The following is a 16931-nucleotide window of genomic DNA, read 5'->3' as shown; positions in this document are numbered from 1 at the left end:
TTTAAGCCTAAATAAACTCTTATGGCAAGAATTGATGGAAAAACAGTTTGGATTACCGGAGCATCTTCAGGTATTGGAGAGGAACTAGCATATCAACTTGCTTCTAAAAATTGTAGACTCATCTTGTCCGCTAGGCGAAAAGAAGCACTTGAAGAAGTTAGAAATTCTTGTATTAATAAAAGTAATGTCTTTGTACTTCCATTAGATGTCACTGAATTTTCCATCATGGAAAATAAAGTGAAACAAGCCATAGAACTCGTTGGAAAGATCGATATTCTAATCAATAACGCCGGTATTAGCCAACGGTCTTTAATCGCAGAAACCGATTTTAGTGTGTATCAAAAAATGATAGATGTCGATTATTTAGGTACGGTTGCATTGACAAAAGCCATCTTACCCTACTTTGTAGCCCAAAAATCAGGTCACTTTATCACCGTAAGTAGCTTAATGGGTAAATTTTCTTCTCCCTATCGTTCCGGTTATTGTGGGGCCAAACATGCTTTACACGGCTTCTTTGACGCTTTGCGCATGGAACATGAAAAAGACAATATCGATGTAACCATGATATGCCCAGGTTTCGTAAATACCAATATTGCAAAAAGTGCGCTTACCGGTGATGGTTCTGCTCAAGGTGAAAATGACAAGGCCACTGCAAATGGAATTTCGACTACTAAATTAAGTCGCAAAATGATAAGGGCGATCGAGAAAAAGAGTTATGAAGCTTATATAGGTGGAAAAGAAACCAAAGGTGTTTATGTAAAACGTTTTTTTCCAAAACTGCTTCACAAGCTAGTTTTAAAAAGCGAAGTCAAATAAATTATTTAAAGTTGAACCAAAACCGGACACCTTCGCCGGTTTTATCCACATTCAATTTTGACTGTAATTGATTCACCAAACGATTCATTAAACGAATACCCATTGAAGAATTTGCACGTTCATCCGTATCCTCTGGTAAGCCTACCCCATTATCAGTATATTCAAAATACCCCTGATCACCGTTCTTTCTTAAGTGTATATAAATTTTACCATTTTCATCACTTTCCGGAAACGCATATTTAAAAGAATTAGAAACCAATTCGTTTAAAATTAATCCAAAAGGGATGGCTCTATCAATATCTAACTCAGTACCCTCGGCATCGATAGTAATACTGATATTATGACCGCCCTTCTTGTATACCGATTGCACACTATTAATAAGACTTTCAATGTATCCCTGCATTTCAATAACCGAAAGGTCTTCGTTCTGATATAATTTTTGATGGATAAGGGCCATGGCTTTCACCCTACTCTTACCTTCTTCAAGTGCTTCAATCGCAGCTTTACTTCTTGTATTTTTTGTTTGAAGGCTAAGCAGACTCGAAACCATTTGTAAATTGTTCTTAACCCTATGGTGAATCTCTTTAAGTAAAGAATCTTTTTCTTTTAGTGAATCTTCAATAATATGCTTTTGCTGAGCTATTAATCGCTGGTTTTTAATACTCTTTAAATAAGCATAAACTAAACCTGCAAAACCAAGTAAGGTGAAGATTAAAGAGATAATTACAAGATTTGTACGTTCGCTTTGTTGTTGTAATTCGCTTCTGAACTTCTCATTAGAAGCCTTTTGTTCATTTACCAATCTACGCGAATTCTCTAGGTCAGAGGTACCCACAATAGCAACTAATTGCTGCTTTAAAATTGACTGTTCATTAGCTTTTAAAGAGTCTGAAATTCGTTGGTTCTTTTTATAGAAAGTGTTAGCTGTTCTATAATTTTCAGTTTTATCATAATAGCTTGCCAATAAATGATTCAGGTTTAATTGCTGTTGAATGTCCTCAACCTGATAAACCTTGTCAAGGTGTTTTTTGGCCGTTTTGTAATTTCCAAGTTGCAAATGTGCATTGGCAAAACTTAAGGTGTTGTCAACCAATTGATCTGCATATTTGCCATTACTGAATTCTTCGAAAATTTTTAAACTTGCCTGCAAATGCGGTAGGGCCTCTTTGTACTGTTTTAGGCCGACATAACACTTACCAATATTCCCTTCAATTTCTGCATTTAAAAATTCAATATCAAAAAGATCACTTTCCGTTTTTTGGATAGTGATATCATTAACTGCAACCTGTAAAAAACCACTTGCTTTATTTAATTCTCCTATTGCGGTCGGTTCTGATTTCTCTAACCTTAAAAAATTTCCGATCTTATTGTGGTATTTAGCTTTTCCTAAGTGGTCGTTATCTGCAATTGTAGGGCCAACAGTCTGAACATATTTATTCATCGCTCGTCTGTAAAGCCCCATTTTTTCATAAATGTCATAAAATGCAACGCCTTCTGTAAAGCCCAATTCGATTTTTTCTTCCCTGACCTTAATCTGTTCATCGAACATTTTAAGTTCTCTATAGTTTTCATCTAGTAGGGTCAGTAAAATTTCTAGGGGCTTTTGCCCTAATGTGTCTTTACTTTTCGGTAATTCTTTTGCAAAAGCGATACTCTTGTTATAGTCACCGATATCAAAATACAACTGGGCTTTAATAAGTTTGTACAGTCTAATGGCGGAAGAATCATTTATTTTCTCGGCACTATTTAAATACACTTTTACATCGTCTAACCAATCATAAGCTGAATCTTGTGTGTATCTATTAGGGGTTTCAAAAAAGAAATCGAACTTTTCTGAAGCACTTTCGCTATCCCTAAAAGCTTCAAGCAAATCAACCTCTTGTTTTTGAATAGATTGTGCAGCTATGTACCCAAATGAAAAAAGGGTAATTAGAAGATATATTTTAGCTTGCTTTGGCATTATTTGCATTCTATACTTTAGAAAACGTTTCATATTCAAATAACTTGTATTTGGTATGAATCATGTTCAAAATAATCTTGAGCATCATAAAAACGATGTTCTACGTCGAAAATCTCTAAGGTTTAATGCCAAAGGCACTAATGAATAGTTAGTTTGAGGAGATTTTAACAACAACTTAAACATCATATCTAAAAAAAGACCATACAAAAAGTATAGTCCTTTAAATATTATAATGTCGTAAGATTTGGCACATGATAAATTTCTATCAAAATTAGGATGAAACGCATGCCTTGGTTCGAAAATGTTGTGAAAGTGCCAAATTATGTTGTGAAACTAACGCTGTCATATGTGAAAGCGCATTTTATCGATGTTTTATGCATTTTAAAGACTATCCGAGAGCTATACTACAATTTAGAAACAAAAAAAAGCCTTATCGCTTATGATAAGGCCCTTTTACGAGAACACTATATGAAAATGAAAAAATTTACTTTCTTAATTAGTACGTAGTAAATGTATTGTAGCTTGAGAATGAAAAGAAATTATTGTTGTGAACTTGCTATTACATGTGGTTTATACTTCTAAAAAGCATTTCTGTTCAACATCATTAAACAAAAAATGCCCTTGAAAGGGCATTTTAATATCTAAAATATCTTGTTCTTAAGAGTTCATTGAAGAAATAATAAATTCTTTAAAATCTTTAGAAATTGGAATCAAGGTATTATTGATCATAATATCCTTTGAGTTAATAGCATCAATATGATCCACATTAACGATGTACGACTTATGGGCCCTGTAAAACTTTCCCTTAGGTAACTTTTCCAAATAATCCTTTAAAGGAGATCTAACCAAGAATTTCTTGTCAACAGTATTGACCTCTAAATAAACATTATCAGCTTTTATAAACTGAATGTCACCAAACTGTATTCGATAATATAGATGTTGTTTTTTGACGAAGATAGAGTCTTTTAATACTGAATTGGACATAAAACTGTCTCCTTCATCATTGTCAACATCGGTATTATTATTTGTTTTGTTCGAATAATTAAAATTTGATAGGGCAATTTCAATAGAGGTATAAAGGTCTTGTTGCTCAAAAGGTTTTACCAAATAACCATCGGGTTTGACCGTTTTAGCATTTTCTACTGTTGCCTTATCAGAATTGGAAGTAACGAATACAAAAGGTATGTTATATACGTCTCTTATGTGCTTGCCTAAGTCTATTCCGGTTTTGTCGGATGCTAGTATTATATCTATAAGAACCAAATCTATATGATTGTTCTTTAAAACCTCAACTGCCTGTTCGTATACAATCACATTGTCTACAACTTCATAACCTATTTCCTCTAACATGGATTGCATGTCATCTGCAATAATGACATTATCTTCTACAATAAGAATCTTTATGGGGTGTTCCAAAATAAGTTGGTTTACATTATTCTTTAGAATAAAATTACGAAAAATAATTAACTGCTACGTAAAACAGAAAGGATAGCAGGAATGTACTTAACGCAAGTTTCTTTAATTCAGTATCTAGTTGAGCAGGAACTTTGGTTACATGTACTTTTTTTAGATGAAAAATAATAGGAATATAAGCCACAAAATAAAAAAGTTGAGTAGTACTTTTAATACTAATAAAATGGAAGGTTAGCATTGCTGCAAGGCTAATTAAAATTAGTGCGTAGTGGTATTTTTTTCCATTTTGAAAACCCATTTTAACTACCAATGTGTTTTTACCATGATTTCTATCGGAATCAACATCCCTAAGATTATTAAGGTTTAAAACTCCGACACATAAAGACCCGATAGCTATTGCAGGTAATATTGCCAAATAATCTATCGTCTTAGTGTAAAGAAATAAGCAGCCCAAAACGCCTAGCAATCCAAAAAACATAAAAACAAAAATATCTCCTAAACCTCTATATCCATAAGGGCTGTTTCCCATTGTGTAGCGAATTGCAGCCCAAACGCTAAATCCTCCCAAGGCAAGAAAAAGAAGTTGGTTAAGCCAGTTCTCAATACCAAAAGCCCTATAAATTAATAGAAGCGTGAGACAAAGACAAAAAACAACACTAATCACTATTCCAGATTTAAGCTCTCCTTTTTTTAAGGCACCACTTTGTAAAGCTCTTTTAGGGCCTACACGGTCATCTGAATCGGTGCCTTTAACCCCATCGCCATAGTCGTTGGCAAAGTTTGAGGTGATTTGAAAAGCCATGGTCGTTAGCAGTGCTAGGCAAAAAACAACCATGTCAGTATAACCTTGAAGATTCGCAAGGGCCGTTCCCACTAAAATACCTGAAATGGATAAGGGTAAAGTTCTAAGACGAGCAGCGCTTACCCATGCTTTTAATTTATTCAATTAAAACGGGTCTTCAATTTTTACACGCTTTCCATCTTGATAAGAGGCAACAAAGGCATCTTTAAAGCCCATATTTACAAGCTGTTTTCTAAAGCGTCGTGCTTCCTCTAAAGTTTCAAAGTTACCCAAAGAATAGGCATAAAACGGATTTGTTTTTACAAATAAAGTATTCGTAAGTGCCTCAGAGGCCAAAGTAGCGTTATTTTCAACAAAAGACTTTACCTGAACCGAATATATTTTTTCTTTTTCTAAAAATTCCTTTGCCAAGTAAAACTCCTTAACTAGGCTTAATTCTTCATTTCTTTCTTTAAGAAAATTAATTCGGGTTCTGAATGAGTTTATGCTATCTTCGGCTTCGGCCAAGACTTCTTGACCTCTAAATTCATTCGAAGTTCTAAGACCGGAGAAAAATGCCCAAAAACCAAATGTCAACAACAAAAAGACTAAAGTAATACCGGCCAACACATTACGCTGTATTCGAAGTTTTCTAAGGTCTTTATTTTTGAAACCTACTTGATCCAATAATCGCTCATTGATTATTTGTGATTTCTCAATATCCTTGTGTAAATCCAGTAAATCGCTCTCCTCTATAAATGGCATATATAAATGGATATTAATTTTGATTAATAGGCTCTAAACAGATAACTATCAACCACTTAAATGTATAGATTTTTACAAATGTAAAATATTTGACCCAAGAAAAAAATAAAGCCAGATTAAATCTATTTATAACCGTTAAAAAGCAAGTTTTTACCTACAAATAAGGACTGGTAGATTACTCAACCAAACGAATTCCATTAGGTTCTATAAGAATTTTTCGCTCTCGGTAAAGTGTACCTACCCCTTTTTTAAATGCCTTTTTACTAAGCTGAAGTTCTTGTTTTATTTCTTCAGGAGAAGATTTATCGTGCAAGGTTAAAAATCCGTCTGCTTGCTTAATCTTTTCTAGTATTCGTTGTGCAGTGGGTTCTAGCATCTTTTGACCAATGGGGAGTAAGGATACATCCATTTTTTTATCTTCCCTTATATTTTTTATGAAGCCCGTAATGCTATCGCCTATTTGTATTTCTTTAAATACATCGCTAAAGAACAAAAGGCCTTTGTGCTTATTATCTACAACAGCTTCCCATCCCAAATCGGTTTTTCTACTTATTAAAAGTGAAACTTCATCATTTACATTTTTTGTGATGTTTTCGTTATCAAGAAATTTATCCAACTTATTAGATGCCGTTAATCGAAACGATTGTTCGTCTAAATAGCAATGGACTACATATTTTTTTCCTTTCTCCATTTTCAAGCGTTGTTCACGAAAAGGAACCAACAAATGCTTTTCTAGACCCCAATCCATGAATGCCCCATAAGTACTTAACTCCGCTACCTCTAAAAAAGCGAACTCATTTCTAATAATAAAAGGTTTCAGTGTTGTTGATACAGGTCGTTCACTACTATCTAAATAACAAAAGACCGTTAATTTTTGACCAATTTCTATAGGGTCTGGCACGTATTTATTGGGTAATAATATCTCAGTACCCTCGTCGTCGCCTAAAAAAAGCCCTACGCTCGTACTTCTCAATATTTCTAGCGTGTTGAAATTTCCTAACTGTATCATTCGGTAAAAGTAGAAATAAAAAAACCGCCCAAAATTCTGAGCGGTCAAATATCTCTATAAAATTTGTTTCTAGTTATAAACAGATTCCTTTTTAAAATGTCTTGCCAATTGGTAATAGATTACTGCACGGTGTTTGTTCTTTTCAGACTTGCCATACTTTTCTATTACAGTGTTGATAGCATCCATTAGTTTTGGACTATCGGCAAGACCTAGTTTTTTCATTAAAAAATTCTTCTTTACCGTCTCCAGTTCTTTGTCATCACTACCCGAAACTTTTGAGGCATCAAGGTTGTAAATCGCTGGGCCTAATCCAATAGCAACTTTGGTTAGCAAGTCCATGTCAGGGGTTTCGCCAAATTTGCTTTTGATGTCAGCGGCATACTTTTCAATTAATTCGTCTCTTTTACTCATGATTGTTAGTGTTCTTATAGTTTACAATTCTTCTAAGATATAAAATCAAAGTAACCAAGCAAAATTTTGTCATTTAACTCTCGAGGAGTAAAAACCTCCAATACTTTTGGTTGTTCTGAGTTAAGGTAAAAATCTAACAATTTTTCTTTAAGCCGAATTTCATCTTTAGCACTTTCATATTCGAAACCGTACTGCTTACATAAATGCTCCGCATTCATACCATGCCGGGTCTCAAAAAAGGTTGAAAAGTTTTCTGAATCTTCTGCTCCTGGTAAAATCCTAAAAATTCCACCGCCGGAGTTATTGATCAAAATTATTCGAAAATTCTTTTTGACATAACTGTTCCAAAGGGCATTACTGTCATAAAAAAAACTCAGATCACCTGTAATCAAAAGTGTTGGTTCGTTCTCGTAGATAGAAGCTCCTATGGCCGTAGATGTGCTGCCATCGATACCACTTGTACCACGATTACAAAATAATTTTAAGGAAGGGTTAATATCAAAAAGCTGGGCATACCGCACAGTAGAACTGTTCGCTAGATGTACTTGATAAGTATTGGGGATACTATTTAAAACCTGATGAAAAACAGAAAAATCGGTAAACGGAATTTCTTCAAGATACCTACTCCTTTTAGCTTCATATGAATTTTTAACCGAGTTCCATTTATCAAAATAAGTACTATTTACAGTTTTATTATCCAATAATAAAGCCTCTAAAAAAGCGCTCGTATTGGTTTTAAAATGATGTGATAAAGAAAAATAGGTATCATAAGCCTTTACCTCATCTACATGCCAATGGTGCTTAGGAGTGTAGGTTCTTAAAAAAGCCTTGATTTTTTTTGAAACTACTAAGCCCCCAAAGGTCAGCAAGATGTCTGGCTGTAAATCTTTAAACTGTTCGTCGGTATTTTTAGATTTTTCAATAGGAAAAATAATACTATCTATACTTTGAAAACAATTTTGATGATGTAGGTTAGAGGTTGTTTCAGTAAAAACAAGTACCGAGAGATCATTAGCTAGAACTGCCAATTGCTCTTTTTCTATTGCATTAGGATGGTTAACCCCGACAAGTACCATTTTCTTTTTTGAAGAATTCCAAAGGTCACGATACTTTTTGATGTCATTTAAAACACTGTCATTACTTTGTATACCATCGTTTGGGTTTTGGTATGCTTCGCCAACATTTTGAGTATCATACAGCGGTTCTTCAAAAGGTACATTGATATGAACAGGAAGTTGTTTATCTAAAACTACATGAAGCGCTTCGTTTACTTCAGAAGCATTGTAGTTTTCGATTTCTTTCTGTTGCTGCTCCAACAAATGAGGGGCATAGCGCTCTATGCGCTCTTTGGCATGACTAACATCGAGCTTAAGATTTGCCGAATAACCAATATGTCTATGAAAAACATGATCTTGACGAATGGTTTGTCCATCACCTACGTCAATCTTATAGGGTGGTCTATCAGCAGAAATTACCACCAATGGTATCGTGCTATAAAATGCCTCTGCAATTGCGGGATAATAGTTTAACAAAGCGCTTCCAGAAGTACATACAACAGCGACAGGGTTTTGTTGCTGCAGTGCCATACCCAATGCAAAAAATGCGGCACAACGCTCATCTACAATACTAAAACAATTAAAAAAAGGATTTTCGGTGAAACTGATAGTCAGGGGTGCGTTTCGCGATCCTGGGGAAATTACAATATTCTTTATCCCCCTAGCTTGACATGCTGAAACTACAGCTATAGCCGAGGGTATATTTGACTGCTTCATGCCTGACAAAAATACGAACTGAAATAACTAAAACCGAGAAAAAAACCGTTTGGTTACAGCAAACTAAGTATTGTTTTGCTTTTATGCTGGGTTTCCATCCATTCACTTTCGGCATTGGACTCCTCCGTGATACCTCCCCCAATAAAAATGCTCGCTTTTGTGTCTTCGAGTTTCATAGAACGCAAATTCACACATAAATGCGTTTTTCTAGAAACCCCAAGATTAAGTTCGCCTAGAAAACCGGTATAAAACTCCCTATCATAATTTTCGTTCGCAATAAGAAATTCTTTAGCTGCAATCTTGGGCATACCACAAACAGCGGGAGTTGGGTGTAAGGCATCGATAATGCTATTCAAACCAAGTTCTTTTGGCAAAGAGCCGGTTATAAGAGATTTTAAATGCCATAGTTTACCCGCTTTTACTGAAGCTGGCTCAGTTACATTGGTATCAATTAGTTTATCTGAAAGTGCATCTACAATGTAGTCGGTTACCAATTGTTGCTCTTCCACTTCTTTAGAACTCCATTGGGGAGCTTGATTACTTTGTACAGGAAGTGTTCCTGCTAATGAGGTAGTTGTTAAAACGGCTCCATCTATTTTAAGCAAGGTTTCCGGTGTGGCTCCTAACCACATTCCTTTTTTTGGATGATACCATAGGTATTTAAAAGCTTCAGGATAGTAGTTCAACAATGCCTCAAATAACTTAAAAGCATCTTTTTTAGTTTCTGAAATTAACCTACGTGAGACAACCACCTTTTTCAAAGCCCCATTTTTAATAGAAGCCAGCGCCTTATTCACCAAATCTAAATGGAATTCCTTTCCATTATCAGTTGAGCCAATAATCTGATCTGGTACCGCAGGCGTTATTTCATAATCCGCCTGTAGTATTTTTTTACTCGAAAGTAGTATTGCTTTTTCTTTAGAATCGAATGGTGCAAAAACAAAACCAGATTCAGAAAAGTCTGAAGTATACACTAAATTAGAAGTATTGGGGAGTATAGCTTTTACCAAAAGTTCATTGGGCTTCTGATAAATAACAAAAGGGAAGTCTTTCTCTTTTTGAAAACGGGCTTCGGCAAAGAGTTGATGAAAATCTTTATTTTTTTGGGAGGGCAATTGTAGTTAATTTACAGTTAGAAATCAGTTCATCAGCTTCATTGGTCACCTTAATTTCCCAGAGTTGTGTGGTTCTGCCTTTATGGATAATCTGTGCTTTGGCATATACAAAACCCTCACTTATGCTTTTCACATGATTGGCAGAAATTTCTATGCCTCGAACATAAAATTTATTTCCATCTAAAAAGATATAAGAAGCTGCACTACCCACACTTTCGGCCAAAGCTACTGTTGCGCCACCATGCAGCACTCCGTCTGGCTGATGAACTTTAGAATTAACAGGCATTCTTGCAATTAGAAAATTTTCTCCTACATCCACAAACTCAATAGCTAAGGTTTCCATTAAGGTTCCCTTGCAAATTTCGTTACAAACGGAAAGTATTTTTTCTTTATGCTGGTCCATTATTATTTTTTGTAAAATTAAGCATTACCCCTATAATAAAAGAGGCTATTTTTAAGCTATGGAATCTACCAAGAAAACTGTTGCCTATACCAATACGAATTCTTATGAAACTCTTAACAATTTAACCTCACAGACAAAGAACGTTTGGATTGTGTTTCATGGTATTGGTTTTTTAAGTCGTTATTTTCTTAGATTTTTTAAAGAATTAAATCCAAAACAAAACTATATTATTGCACCACAGGCCCCATCAAAGTATTATCTAAATGGGGAATACAAATATGTTGGCGCGAGTTGGCTAACCAAAGAAGATACCCAAACCGAAATGGAGAATGTACTGTCATATTTAGATGCAGTCATGAAATCTGAAAAAATACCAGAAGACAAAAGACTTATTATTTTAGGGTTTTCTCAGGGGGTATCGATAGCCTCAAGATGGATAACAAAAAGAAAGCTAATCTTCGACCGTCTTATTCTATATGCCGGGGGAATACCTTCTGAATTAAAACCCAAAGATTTCAGTTTCATAGATCATAAAAAATCTACAATTCATCTTGTTTATGGTGATACCGATGACTATTTAACCAAGGAACGGCTTAAGCTTGAGAAAGAAAAAAGTGATTATCTTTTTAAGGATAATTACGAAATACGGGTGTTTCATGGCGGGCATGAAATAAAACCCAGTGTATTAAAACAATTTGAATAGCTTATTCTTGAGATTCCTCTATTTCTAATTTTGGATAGTACTCTATTTTTCGTGTAGTATAGGTATTGTCGGGCAATACTATCTTCTTTACCCAGTTTTTTTCCTCATTATCATCAAACTGAAAAACGAATTCTTTGGTAGCTATTGCATTTTTTTGCTTGATGGTTTCTTTTTTCAAAATTCCTTCTTCATCGTATTCGAAAAGATGAATTTCTTGACTAGCAAAGCTGCTTTTAACGAGGTCATTTAAAAACAGTTCTTCATAAATAAGTTTACCACTTTCATCAAAACGCTGTTCAATGGCCTTATTGGGCTCGCCATCTAAGAAATCTTTGGTCAAAACGATTTTCTGGTCTCCCTTCAATTTAGATTTTTTAGTAGATGTTCTAATCGATTTTTCTATGACGCCGTTTGTAAAGCGTGTTTTAGTTCGTTCATTTTTAAAACTTGTATAATCAATCCTTGTTTCATCTACTGCATTTTCGTGAGAAGTGATGATTTTGAAAATTCTGTCCTCTTCCCCGAAAATAAATTCTTGCTGTTCTAAGAATTCTTTATCGTAAGATATAATTTGCTCTTTTATTATTTTTTGCCCTGTAGTATCGATTTCATAAAAATTTGCCATTGAGCTTGCCTCATCCAACACATTGTCTTTATAGCTCTCCATTCGTTTTTCCAATAAAAAACCATTGGCGTATTTATAGGTGGTAATATCTTGATCGGCTTCATTGTATGCAGTGGTAGACTTTATTAAAAAACCCTCTTCGTTAAATTCAAAAACTTCTTTACCGTAAGCCGTAATAACGGTACAGGTTTTTACATTGCCGTTCAAATCAAAATCGGCTAACTTAAAAAGTTTTAAGTCTTGCGCAAAAGATTGAAAACTAAACACTAAGCACATCAAAATGATAGAGGGGTAACTTTTTATCATACTACAAAAATACTCTGATTTAAAACAAATGGAAAGCAAATGAAGTGCCAAACATCGAAATTGTGCTCAATAGAATAAATTCTACTTGAATTTTCGCTCAGGATGCAATGCTTTTATATCTAAAGTAGTTTTAGAGTTAGCAATTAACTGAGCGACTAAACTACCTGTTATGGGCCCTAAACTCCACCCCATCATAGCATGGCCTGTAGCGATAACAAGGTTTCTATATCCAGAAGCCTTACCGATGTAAGGTAGACCATCTGGGCTCACTGGTCGTAACCCACATTGCGCTTCTGCCCTATCATTTTGAGAGATTTGAAGGCCCTTAAAATAGTTTGAAGCATTATTTGCTATTGCTGCTACTCTTTTCTTTCTAATCTTTGAATTTATGCCTGAAAATTCCATAGTACCCGCAAAACGCGTAAAACCTTCCATAGGCGTTACCGCTATTTTTGCTTCCATTAGTATGGCAGACATTGTAATACCCGTTGGTTCTTTTACATCGATTCGATACCCTTTACCTGCCTGAATTGATAGGGAAATTTCTAGTTTTTTGGCCAAGTTCGATGACCATGACCCTGCAGCAAAAACTACGTCATCGGTCTTGTATACATTTTTAGTTGTTTCTATGGTAGCGATTTTTCCATTTGAAGCTGTGACATTTACAACTTCTTCATTCCTGTAGATACGAACTCCTTTCCCCTCAAGATAGTTCTTCATCTTTCGCATAAACTCATTTGGTGTGGTATGCCCATCGCACTCATAATGCACAGCACCTAAGGCGTTTACAGAAATATTTGGTTCTATTTTCCGTATCCCCTCAGCGTCTAATTGCTTAACTTCCAAACCTAAAAATTTAGCTTTCTCGGCTACTAGCATCTCGTGGTCTCCTTCAGCTTGGGTTTGGTAATACATCAGCAAGCCTTTACGTTCAAGGTGGAAGTTTCCTAAATCTCCGGATGCTTTAATATCCATAAACAACTCTCTGCTCAACACATTAAGGTCTTTGATCAAAGGAATTGCTTTTTCAACCTTTTCTTTAGTTGACGACTTCTTAAAATACCAGGCCCATTTAATAAAATCCTTATCTAGCCTTGGCTTCATGTAAAAAGGACTACTTGAATCAAACATATACCGTAATCCTTTCGAAATCATTCCTGGAGATGCCATGGGAATAATATGACTTGGCGTTATATACCCTGCATTTACATAAGATGCCCCAGAATTCATGTCAGATTTATCTATTATGGTAATGTCATGCCCGTCTTTCTCAAGATAATAAGCCGAACACAGCCCGATAATTCCGCCTCCAATAATTATAATTCTTTTGCCCATTCAAATAACTTGAAATCCGTGTGCGTACGGATCATCTTCGGTATCTATCGTAATAGTATTTTCACCATATATTTTTGCCCAGCCTTTTATGCTGGGAACAATAGCTTTGACGCCGTCTAATTGTGTCTCACGCTCTATTTTTCCTATAAAAGTAGAACCTATATAACTCTCATGAATAAACTCCTCTCCTACTTGCAACTTACCTTTTGCATATAGTTGGGCTAGTCTTGCGGAAGTGCCAGTTCCACAAGGCGAACGATCAATTGCCTTATCACCGTAAAAAACTGCGTTTCTACCTGAAGAATTTACATTCAAGGGATCTCCTGTCCAAAGTATATGGGAAACGTCGCGAATTAAATCATTTTCTGGGTGAATAAATTGGTCTGGGTATTTTTCATTTATCAGATTTCTAATATTTTGCGAAAGATGAACCAACTTGCTTGCTGAAAAATCTTGTACTCCGCTAAAACTGGTTTGCGGATCAATAATGGCATAAAAATTTCCGCCATAGGCAACATCAAAAACTAACTCTCCTAATTCAGTACAGTTAACTTCCAATCCTTCATGAGCTAAGTAACTTTTTACATTAGTAAGTTTTACCCATTCAACTTTGTCTTTTGGCTTATGATATTCTATTTCCACTAAACCCGCCGGTGCTTCCATTCTAATTTTCCCAAGAACTTTAGGAACAATTAGACCTCTTTCGATAGCTATTGTAATAGTTCCAATAGTTCCATGCCCACACATAGGCAAACATCCAGATGTTTCGATAAACAATACCGAAACATCATTATCGGGATTATGTGGTGGATATAAAATGCTTCCGCTCATCATATCATGTCCTCGTGGCTCAAACATTAACCCGGTTCGTATCCAATCGAACTCTTTTAAAAAATGTAGTCGCTTTTCATTCATTGAAGAACCAATTAGATTCGGTCCTCCCTCAACAACCAAGCGAACTGGATTTCCACATGTGTGGGCATCTATACATTTAAATTTATGGAGCGTCATTCTTCAATTATCGTTTACTATTGTTTTGAATCAAATCACCATTTAAAGTTCTGTTGATTTCGAGTGGATTATCATCTTGAAGCTCCAGCGGTAGTAATTCATTTGGCCAATTTTGAAAACTTACCGGTCTTACCCACCTGTATATGGCCTGTGAACCAACAGCACCGAACCGACTGTCAGTCGATGCCGGATATGGCCCACCGTGTTGCATAGCCGAACAAACCTCTACTCCGGTAGGAACACCGTTAAAAATTAAACGCCCTACCCTGTTTTGAAGAGCGGCAACTACTTCTTTATAGTCGAAAATTTCATTGCTTTCAGAAACAATAGTTCCTGTTAATTGTCCTTCTAAAACAGTTATTGCACTTTCGAGTTCCTTTATGCTACTGCATTTTACAATCATCGAAAACGGCCCAAAAACTTCATTTTGCAATGATTTATTCGCTATAAATGTAGAACCCGAAACTACTGCCAATGCCTGATTTGCGTAATTATCTGAACTGTCATCTAAACTAGCTTTTATTTGCACACCGGTCTCACTTTGAACTTTAGACTTATTGGCCTGGTAATTCTTCTTTATTTGAGGGTTCAGCATACAAAAAGGCTCTACTTTTACTATTTCCGTGGCCAATTCTTCAATAAATGAGTCCAACTCAGGACCATCTACGGAAAAAAGCAACCCAGGATTAGTGCAGAACTGTCCTGCTCCCAAATTAATCGAACCAGCGTAGGTCTTTGCCCAAGTTTTGCCTTTCTCTTTTAATGCCCGAGGAAGAAATACAACTGGATTTACGCTTCCCATTTCGGCAAAAACAGGTATTGGTTCTTCACGATTAGCTGCCATATCATAGAGTGCTCTTCCTCCTTTAATACTTCCTGTAAAACCGATTGCTTTCGAGAGTGGATGTTCTACCAACTTCTTGCCAACTTCGATACCGCTGCTATTGAGGTTAGAAAAAACACCATTTGGCATTCCTGTTTTCTCTGCTGCCTTTATAATTGCCGAGCCCACTAATTCTCCAGTACCTGCATGCATGGGGTGACTTTTCACCACAACTGGACAGCCAGATGCTAATGCACTTGCCGTATCTCCTCCGGCCGTAGAATAGGCCAAAGGAAAATTACTAGCTCCAAAAACCACTACTGGCCCTAGAGGCAGCATCATTTTTCGTAAATCAGGCTTTGCCATAGGAGCTCTATCGGGCAAAGCTGTATCAATTGTTGCTTGTACCCAAGAACCTTCTTCTATTAAATTCGCAAACATTCTTAATTGACCAACCGTTCTTGCGCGTTCCCCATTTGCCCTACCCTCAGGTAGACCGGTTTCTTCGCAATATACCTTTATCAGTTCATCGCCTAAAGCGTCTATCTCAAGGGCTATTTGGTTTAGAAAATCAGCTTTTCGCTTCCCTGGCATAGTTTTGTACACTTTAAAGGCATCATGAGCTAATCGCATAGCTTCGTCAACTTCAGCATCAGAGGCTTCATAAAACTTCCAATAATTTTCGGTATTCGATTCTGGGTTGAATGTGCCGAAGGTTTTGCTTCCTAAACTGGAAAGCTTATTTCCGATATAATTTTTTCCTGTAATCATAATGATTTGTAATCTGGTAGATCAGGTCTAGTTTTAACTCCTTGTTCGATGATTTCGAGTACTCGTTCTCTTTCAGGTCCTTGTAAAGGAAGCCTTGGTGCCCTTACATTCTCTGTTCCAATACCCGTAGCTACCTCGGCCAGTTTAATATTTTGAACTAATTGCGGATTAATATCTAGCTCTAACAAAGGTAAAAACCAACGGTAAATACGTATCGCCTCATCTATCCTTCCCGCTTTAGCGAGTTCATAAATAGCTACCGTTTCTCTTGGAAACGCGCAAACCAAACCTGCAACCCACCCATCAGCTCCCATTAGAATACTTTCTAAGGCCAAAGTATCTACCCCACAGAGAATTTTCAAACGATTTTTGAACCTATTTTTAATTCGTGTGACGTTAGAAACATCTCGAGTAGATTCTTTAACCGCCTGAATATTGTCAAGCTTTAAAAGTTGATCTAACATATCTAAGGTTACCTCAATTTTATAATCTACTGGGTTATTGTAAATCATAATTGGCAAATCGGTGCTTTTAGCTACCGTTTCAAAATAGGTTACAGTTTCGTAATCAGTTGATTTATATCGCATTGGAGGTAGCATCATTAATCCATCAGCTCCATATTTACTGGCGTTATCAGCCGCCTTGATAGCATCTTTCGTAGACTGTTCCGCTATATTTATAATTACAGGCAACCTTCCATCTGCCAAACCTACAGTTGTTTTAATTAAAACACGTTTTTCGTCATCGGTAAGCGTACTTGCCTCACCCAAGGTTCCGCCAAGTACAAGTCCATGAACACCTGCATCAATTTGCGCCTTTATGTTTACGGCGAACATATCTAAATCCAAGGTATCGTCATCCGTGAATTTGGTAGTCACAGCGGGCATAACACCCTCCCAATTGAAATACATT

Annotated in this window: 16 protein-coding genes; 2 read left to right on the top strand and 14 right to left on the bottom strand. The window is 36.0% G+C overall.

The window, feature by feature from the left end; genetic code table 11:
- Nucleotides 1–21: 21 nt before the first annotated feature.
- The gene (locus ACZ1GR_RS00385) at nucleotides 22–816 is read left to right on the top strand and encodes an SDR family oxidoreductase (RefSeq protein WP_472610302.1); all 795 of its coding nucleotides are present in this window, start codon (nucleotides 22–24) and stop codon (nucleotides 814–816) included.
- A 1-nt stretch (nucleotide 817) separates the two neighbouring features.
- Here the strand turns inward: ACZ1GR_RS00385 and ACZ1GR_RS00380 are convergent, their stop codons facing one another.
- The 9 genes from ACZ1GR_RS00380 to ACZ1GR_RS00340 form a co-directional block, all read right to left on the bottom strand.
- Nucleotides 818–2809 carry a histidine kinase dimerization/phosphoacceptor domain -containing protein gene (locus ACZ1GR_RS00380; protein ID WP_377766717.1) on the bottom strand — a complete coding sequence of 664 codons (1992 nt, stop codon included), beginning with the start codon at nucleotides 2807–2809 and terminating at the stop codon, nucleotides 818–820.
- 624 nt (nucleotides 2810–3433) lie between these two features.
- The gene (locus ACZ1GR_RS00375; protein ID WP_377766716.1) at nucleotides 3434–4192 is read right to left on the bottom strand and encodes a LytR/AlgR family response regulator transcription factor; all 759 of its coding nucleotides are present in this window, start codon (nucleotides 4190–4192) and stop codon (nucleotides 3434–3436) included.
- Between the two features lie 34 nt (nucleotides 4193–4226).
- Nucleotides 4227–5135, bottom strand: a complete 909-nt coding sequence (gene menA, locus ACZ1GR_RS00370) for a 1,4-dihydroxy-2-naphthoate octaprenyltransferase (protein WP_472610301.1) — start codon at nucleotides 5133–5135, stop codon at nucleotides 4227–4229.
- Nucleotides 5136–5735 carry an SPOR domain-containing protein gene (locus ACZ1GR_RS00365; RefSeq protein ID WP_377766714.1) on the bottom strand — a complete coding sequence of 200 codons (600 nt, stop codon included), beginning with the start codon at nucleotides 5733–5735 and terminating at the stop codon, nucleotides 5136–5138.
- Nucleotides 5736–5910: 175 nt separating this feature from the next.
- A complete protein-coding gene (locus tag ACZ1GR_RS00360; RefSeq protein ID WP_472610300.1) occupies nucleotides 5911–6744 on the bottom strand; it encodes a CvfB family protein in 834 nt (277 codons plus the stop codon).
- A 69-nt stretch (nucleotides 6745–6813) separates the two neighbouring features.
- A complete protein-coding gene (locus ACZ1GR_RS00355) occupies nucleotides 6814–7155 on the bottom strand; it encodes a DUF2853 family protein (protein ID WP_377766712.1) in 342 nt (113 codons plus the stop codon).
- Between the two features lie 32 nt (nucleotides 7156–7187).
- On the bottom strand, nucleotides 7188–8927 hold the full coding sequence (menD, locus tag ACZ1GR_RS00350) for a 2-succinyl-5-enolpyruvyl-6-hydroxy-3-cyclohexene-1-carboxylic-acid synthase (protein ID WP_472610299.1): 1740 nt from the start codon (nucleotides 8925–8927) through the stop codon (nucleotides 7188–7190).
- Between the two features lie 53 nt (nucleotides 8928–8980).
- Entirely contained in the window at nucleotides 8981–10042 is a 1062-nt protein-coding gene (locus ACZ1GR_RS00345; RefSeq protein ID WP_472610298.1) for a chorismate-binding protein, read from the bottom strand.
- Entirely contained in the window at nucleotides 10023–10445 is a 423-nt protein-coding gene (locus ACZ1GR_RS00340; RefSeq protein ID WP_377766709.1) for a PaaI family thioesterase, read from the bottom strand. Before ACZ1GR_RS00340 ends, ACZ1GR_RS00345 begins: the two co-directional genes overlap by 20 nt.
- A gap of 58 nt (nucleotides 10446–10503) precedes the next feature.
- On the opposite strand from ACZ1GR_RS00340, the gene ACZ1GR_RS00335 reads away from it, so the two are divergent.
- Nucleotides 10504–11148: an alpha/beta hydrolase gene (locus tag ACZ1GR_RS00335; RefSeq protein ID WP_472610297.1), complete on the top strand. Its 645-nt coding sequence runs from the start codon at nucleotides 10504–10506 to the stop codon at nucleotides 11146–11148.
- Nucleotide 11149: 1 nt separating this feature from the next.
- On the opposite strand, the gene ACZ1GR_RS00330 is transcribed toward ACZ1GR_RS00335, so the two are convergent.
- The 5 genes from ACZ1GR_RS00330 to ACZ1GR_RS00310 all read right to left on the bottom strand — a co-directional run bounded on the left by ACZ1GR_RS00330 (nucleotide 11150) and on the right by ACZ1GR_RS00310 (nucleotide 16930).
- Nucleotides 11150–12079, bottom strand: coding sequence for a hypothetical protein (locus ACZ1GR_RS00330; protein WP_472610296.1), 930 nt, complete (start codon nucleotides 12077–12079; stop codon nucleotides 11150–11152).
- An 81-nt stretch (nucleotides 12080–12160) separates the two neighbouring features.
- Nucleotides 12161–13414 (bottom strand): NAD(P)/FAD-dependent oxidoreductase, encoded by a 1254-nt coding sequence (locus ACZ1GR_RS00325; RefSeq protein ID WP_472610295.1) that lies wholly within the window; start codon nucleotides 13412–13414, stop codon nucleotides 12161–12163.
- Entirely contained in the window at nucleotides 13415–14425 is a 1011-nt protein-coding gene (locus ACZ1GR_RS00320; protein ID WP_472610294.1) for a 4-hydroxyproline epimerase, read from the bottom strand.
- A gap of 7 nt (nucleotides 14426–14432) precedes the next feature.
- On the bottom strand, nucleotides 14433–16019 hold the full coding sequence (locus ACZ1GR_RS00315) for an aldehyde dehydrogenase (NADP(+)) (RefSeq protein ID WP_472610293.1): 1587 nt from the start codon (nucleotides 16017–16019) through the stop codon (nucleotides 14433–14435).
- A complete protein-coding gene (locus ACZ1GR_RS00310) occupies nucleotides 16016–16930 on the bottom strand; it encodes a dihydrodipicolinate synthase family protein (protein ID WP_472610292.1) in 915 nt (304 codons plus the stop codon). The genes ACZ1GR_RS00315 and ACZ1GR_RS00310 overlap by 4 nt, the downstream gene beginning before the upstream one ends.
- Nucleotide 16931 lies beyond the last annotated feature (1 nt).

This window comes from Croceitalea sp. W27, from assembly GCF_055693185.1.
Note: the sequence above shows the minus strand (reverse complement) of the source record. Positions and strands in the feature narration are given on the sequence as shown.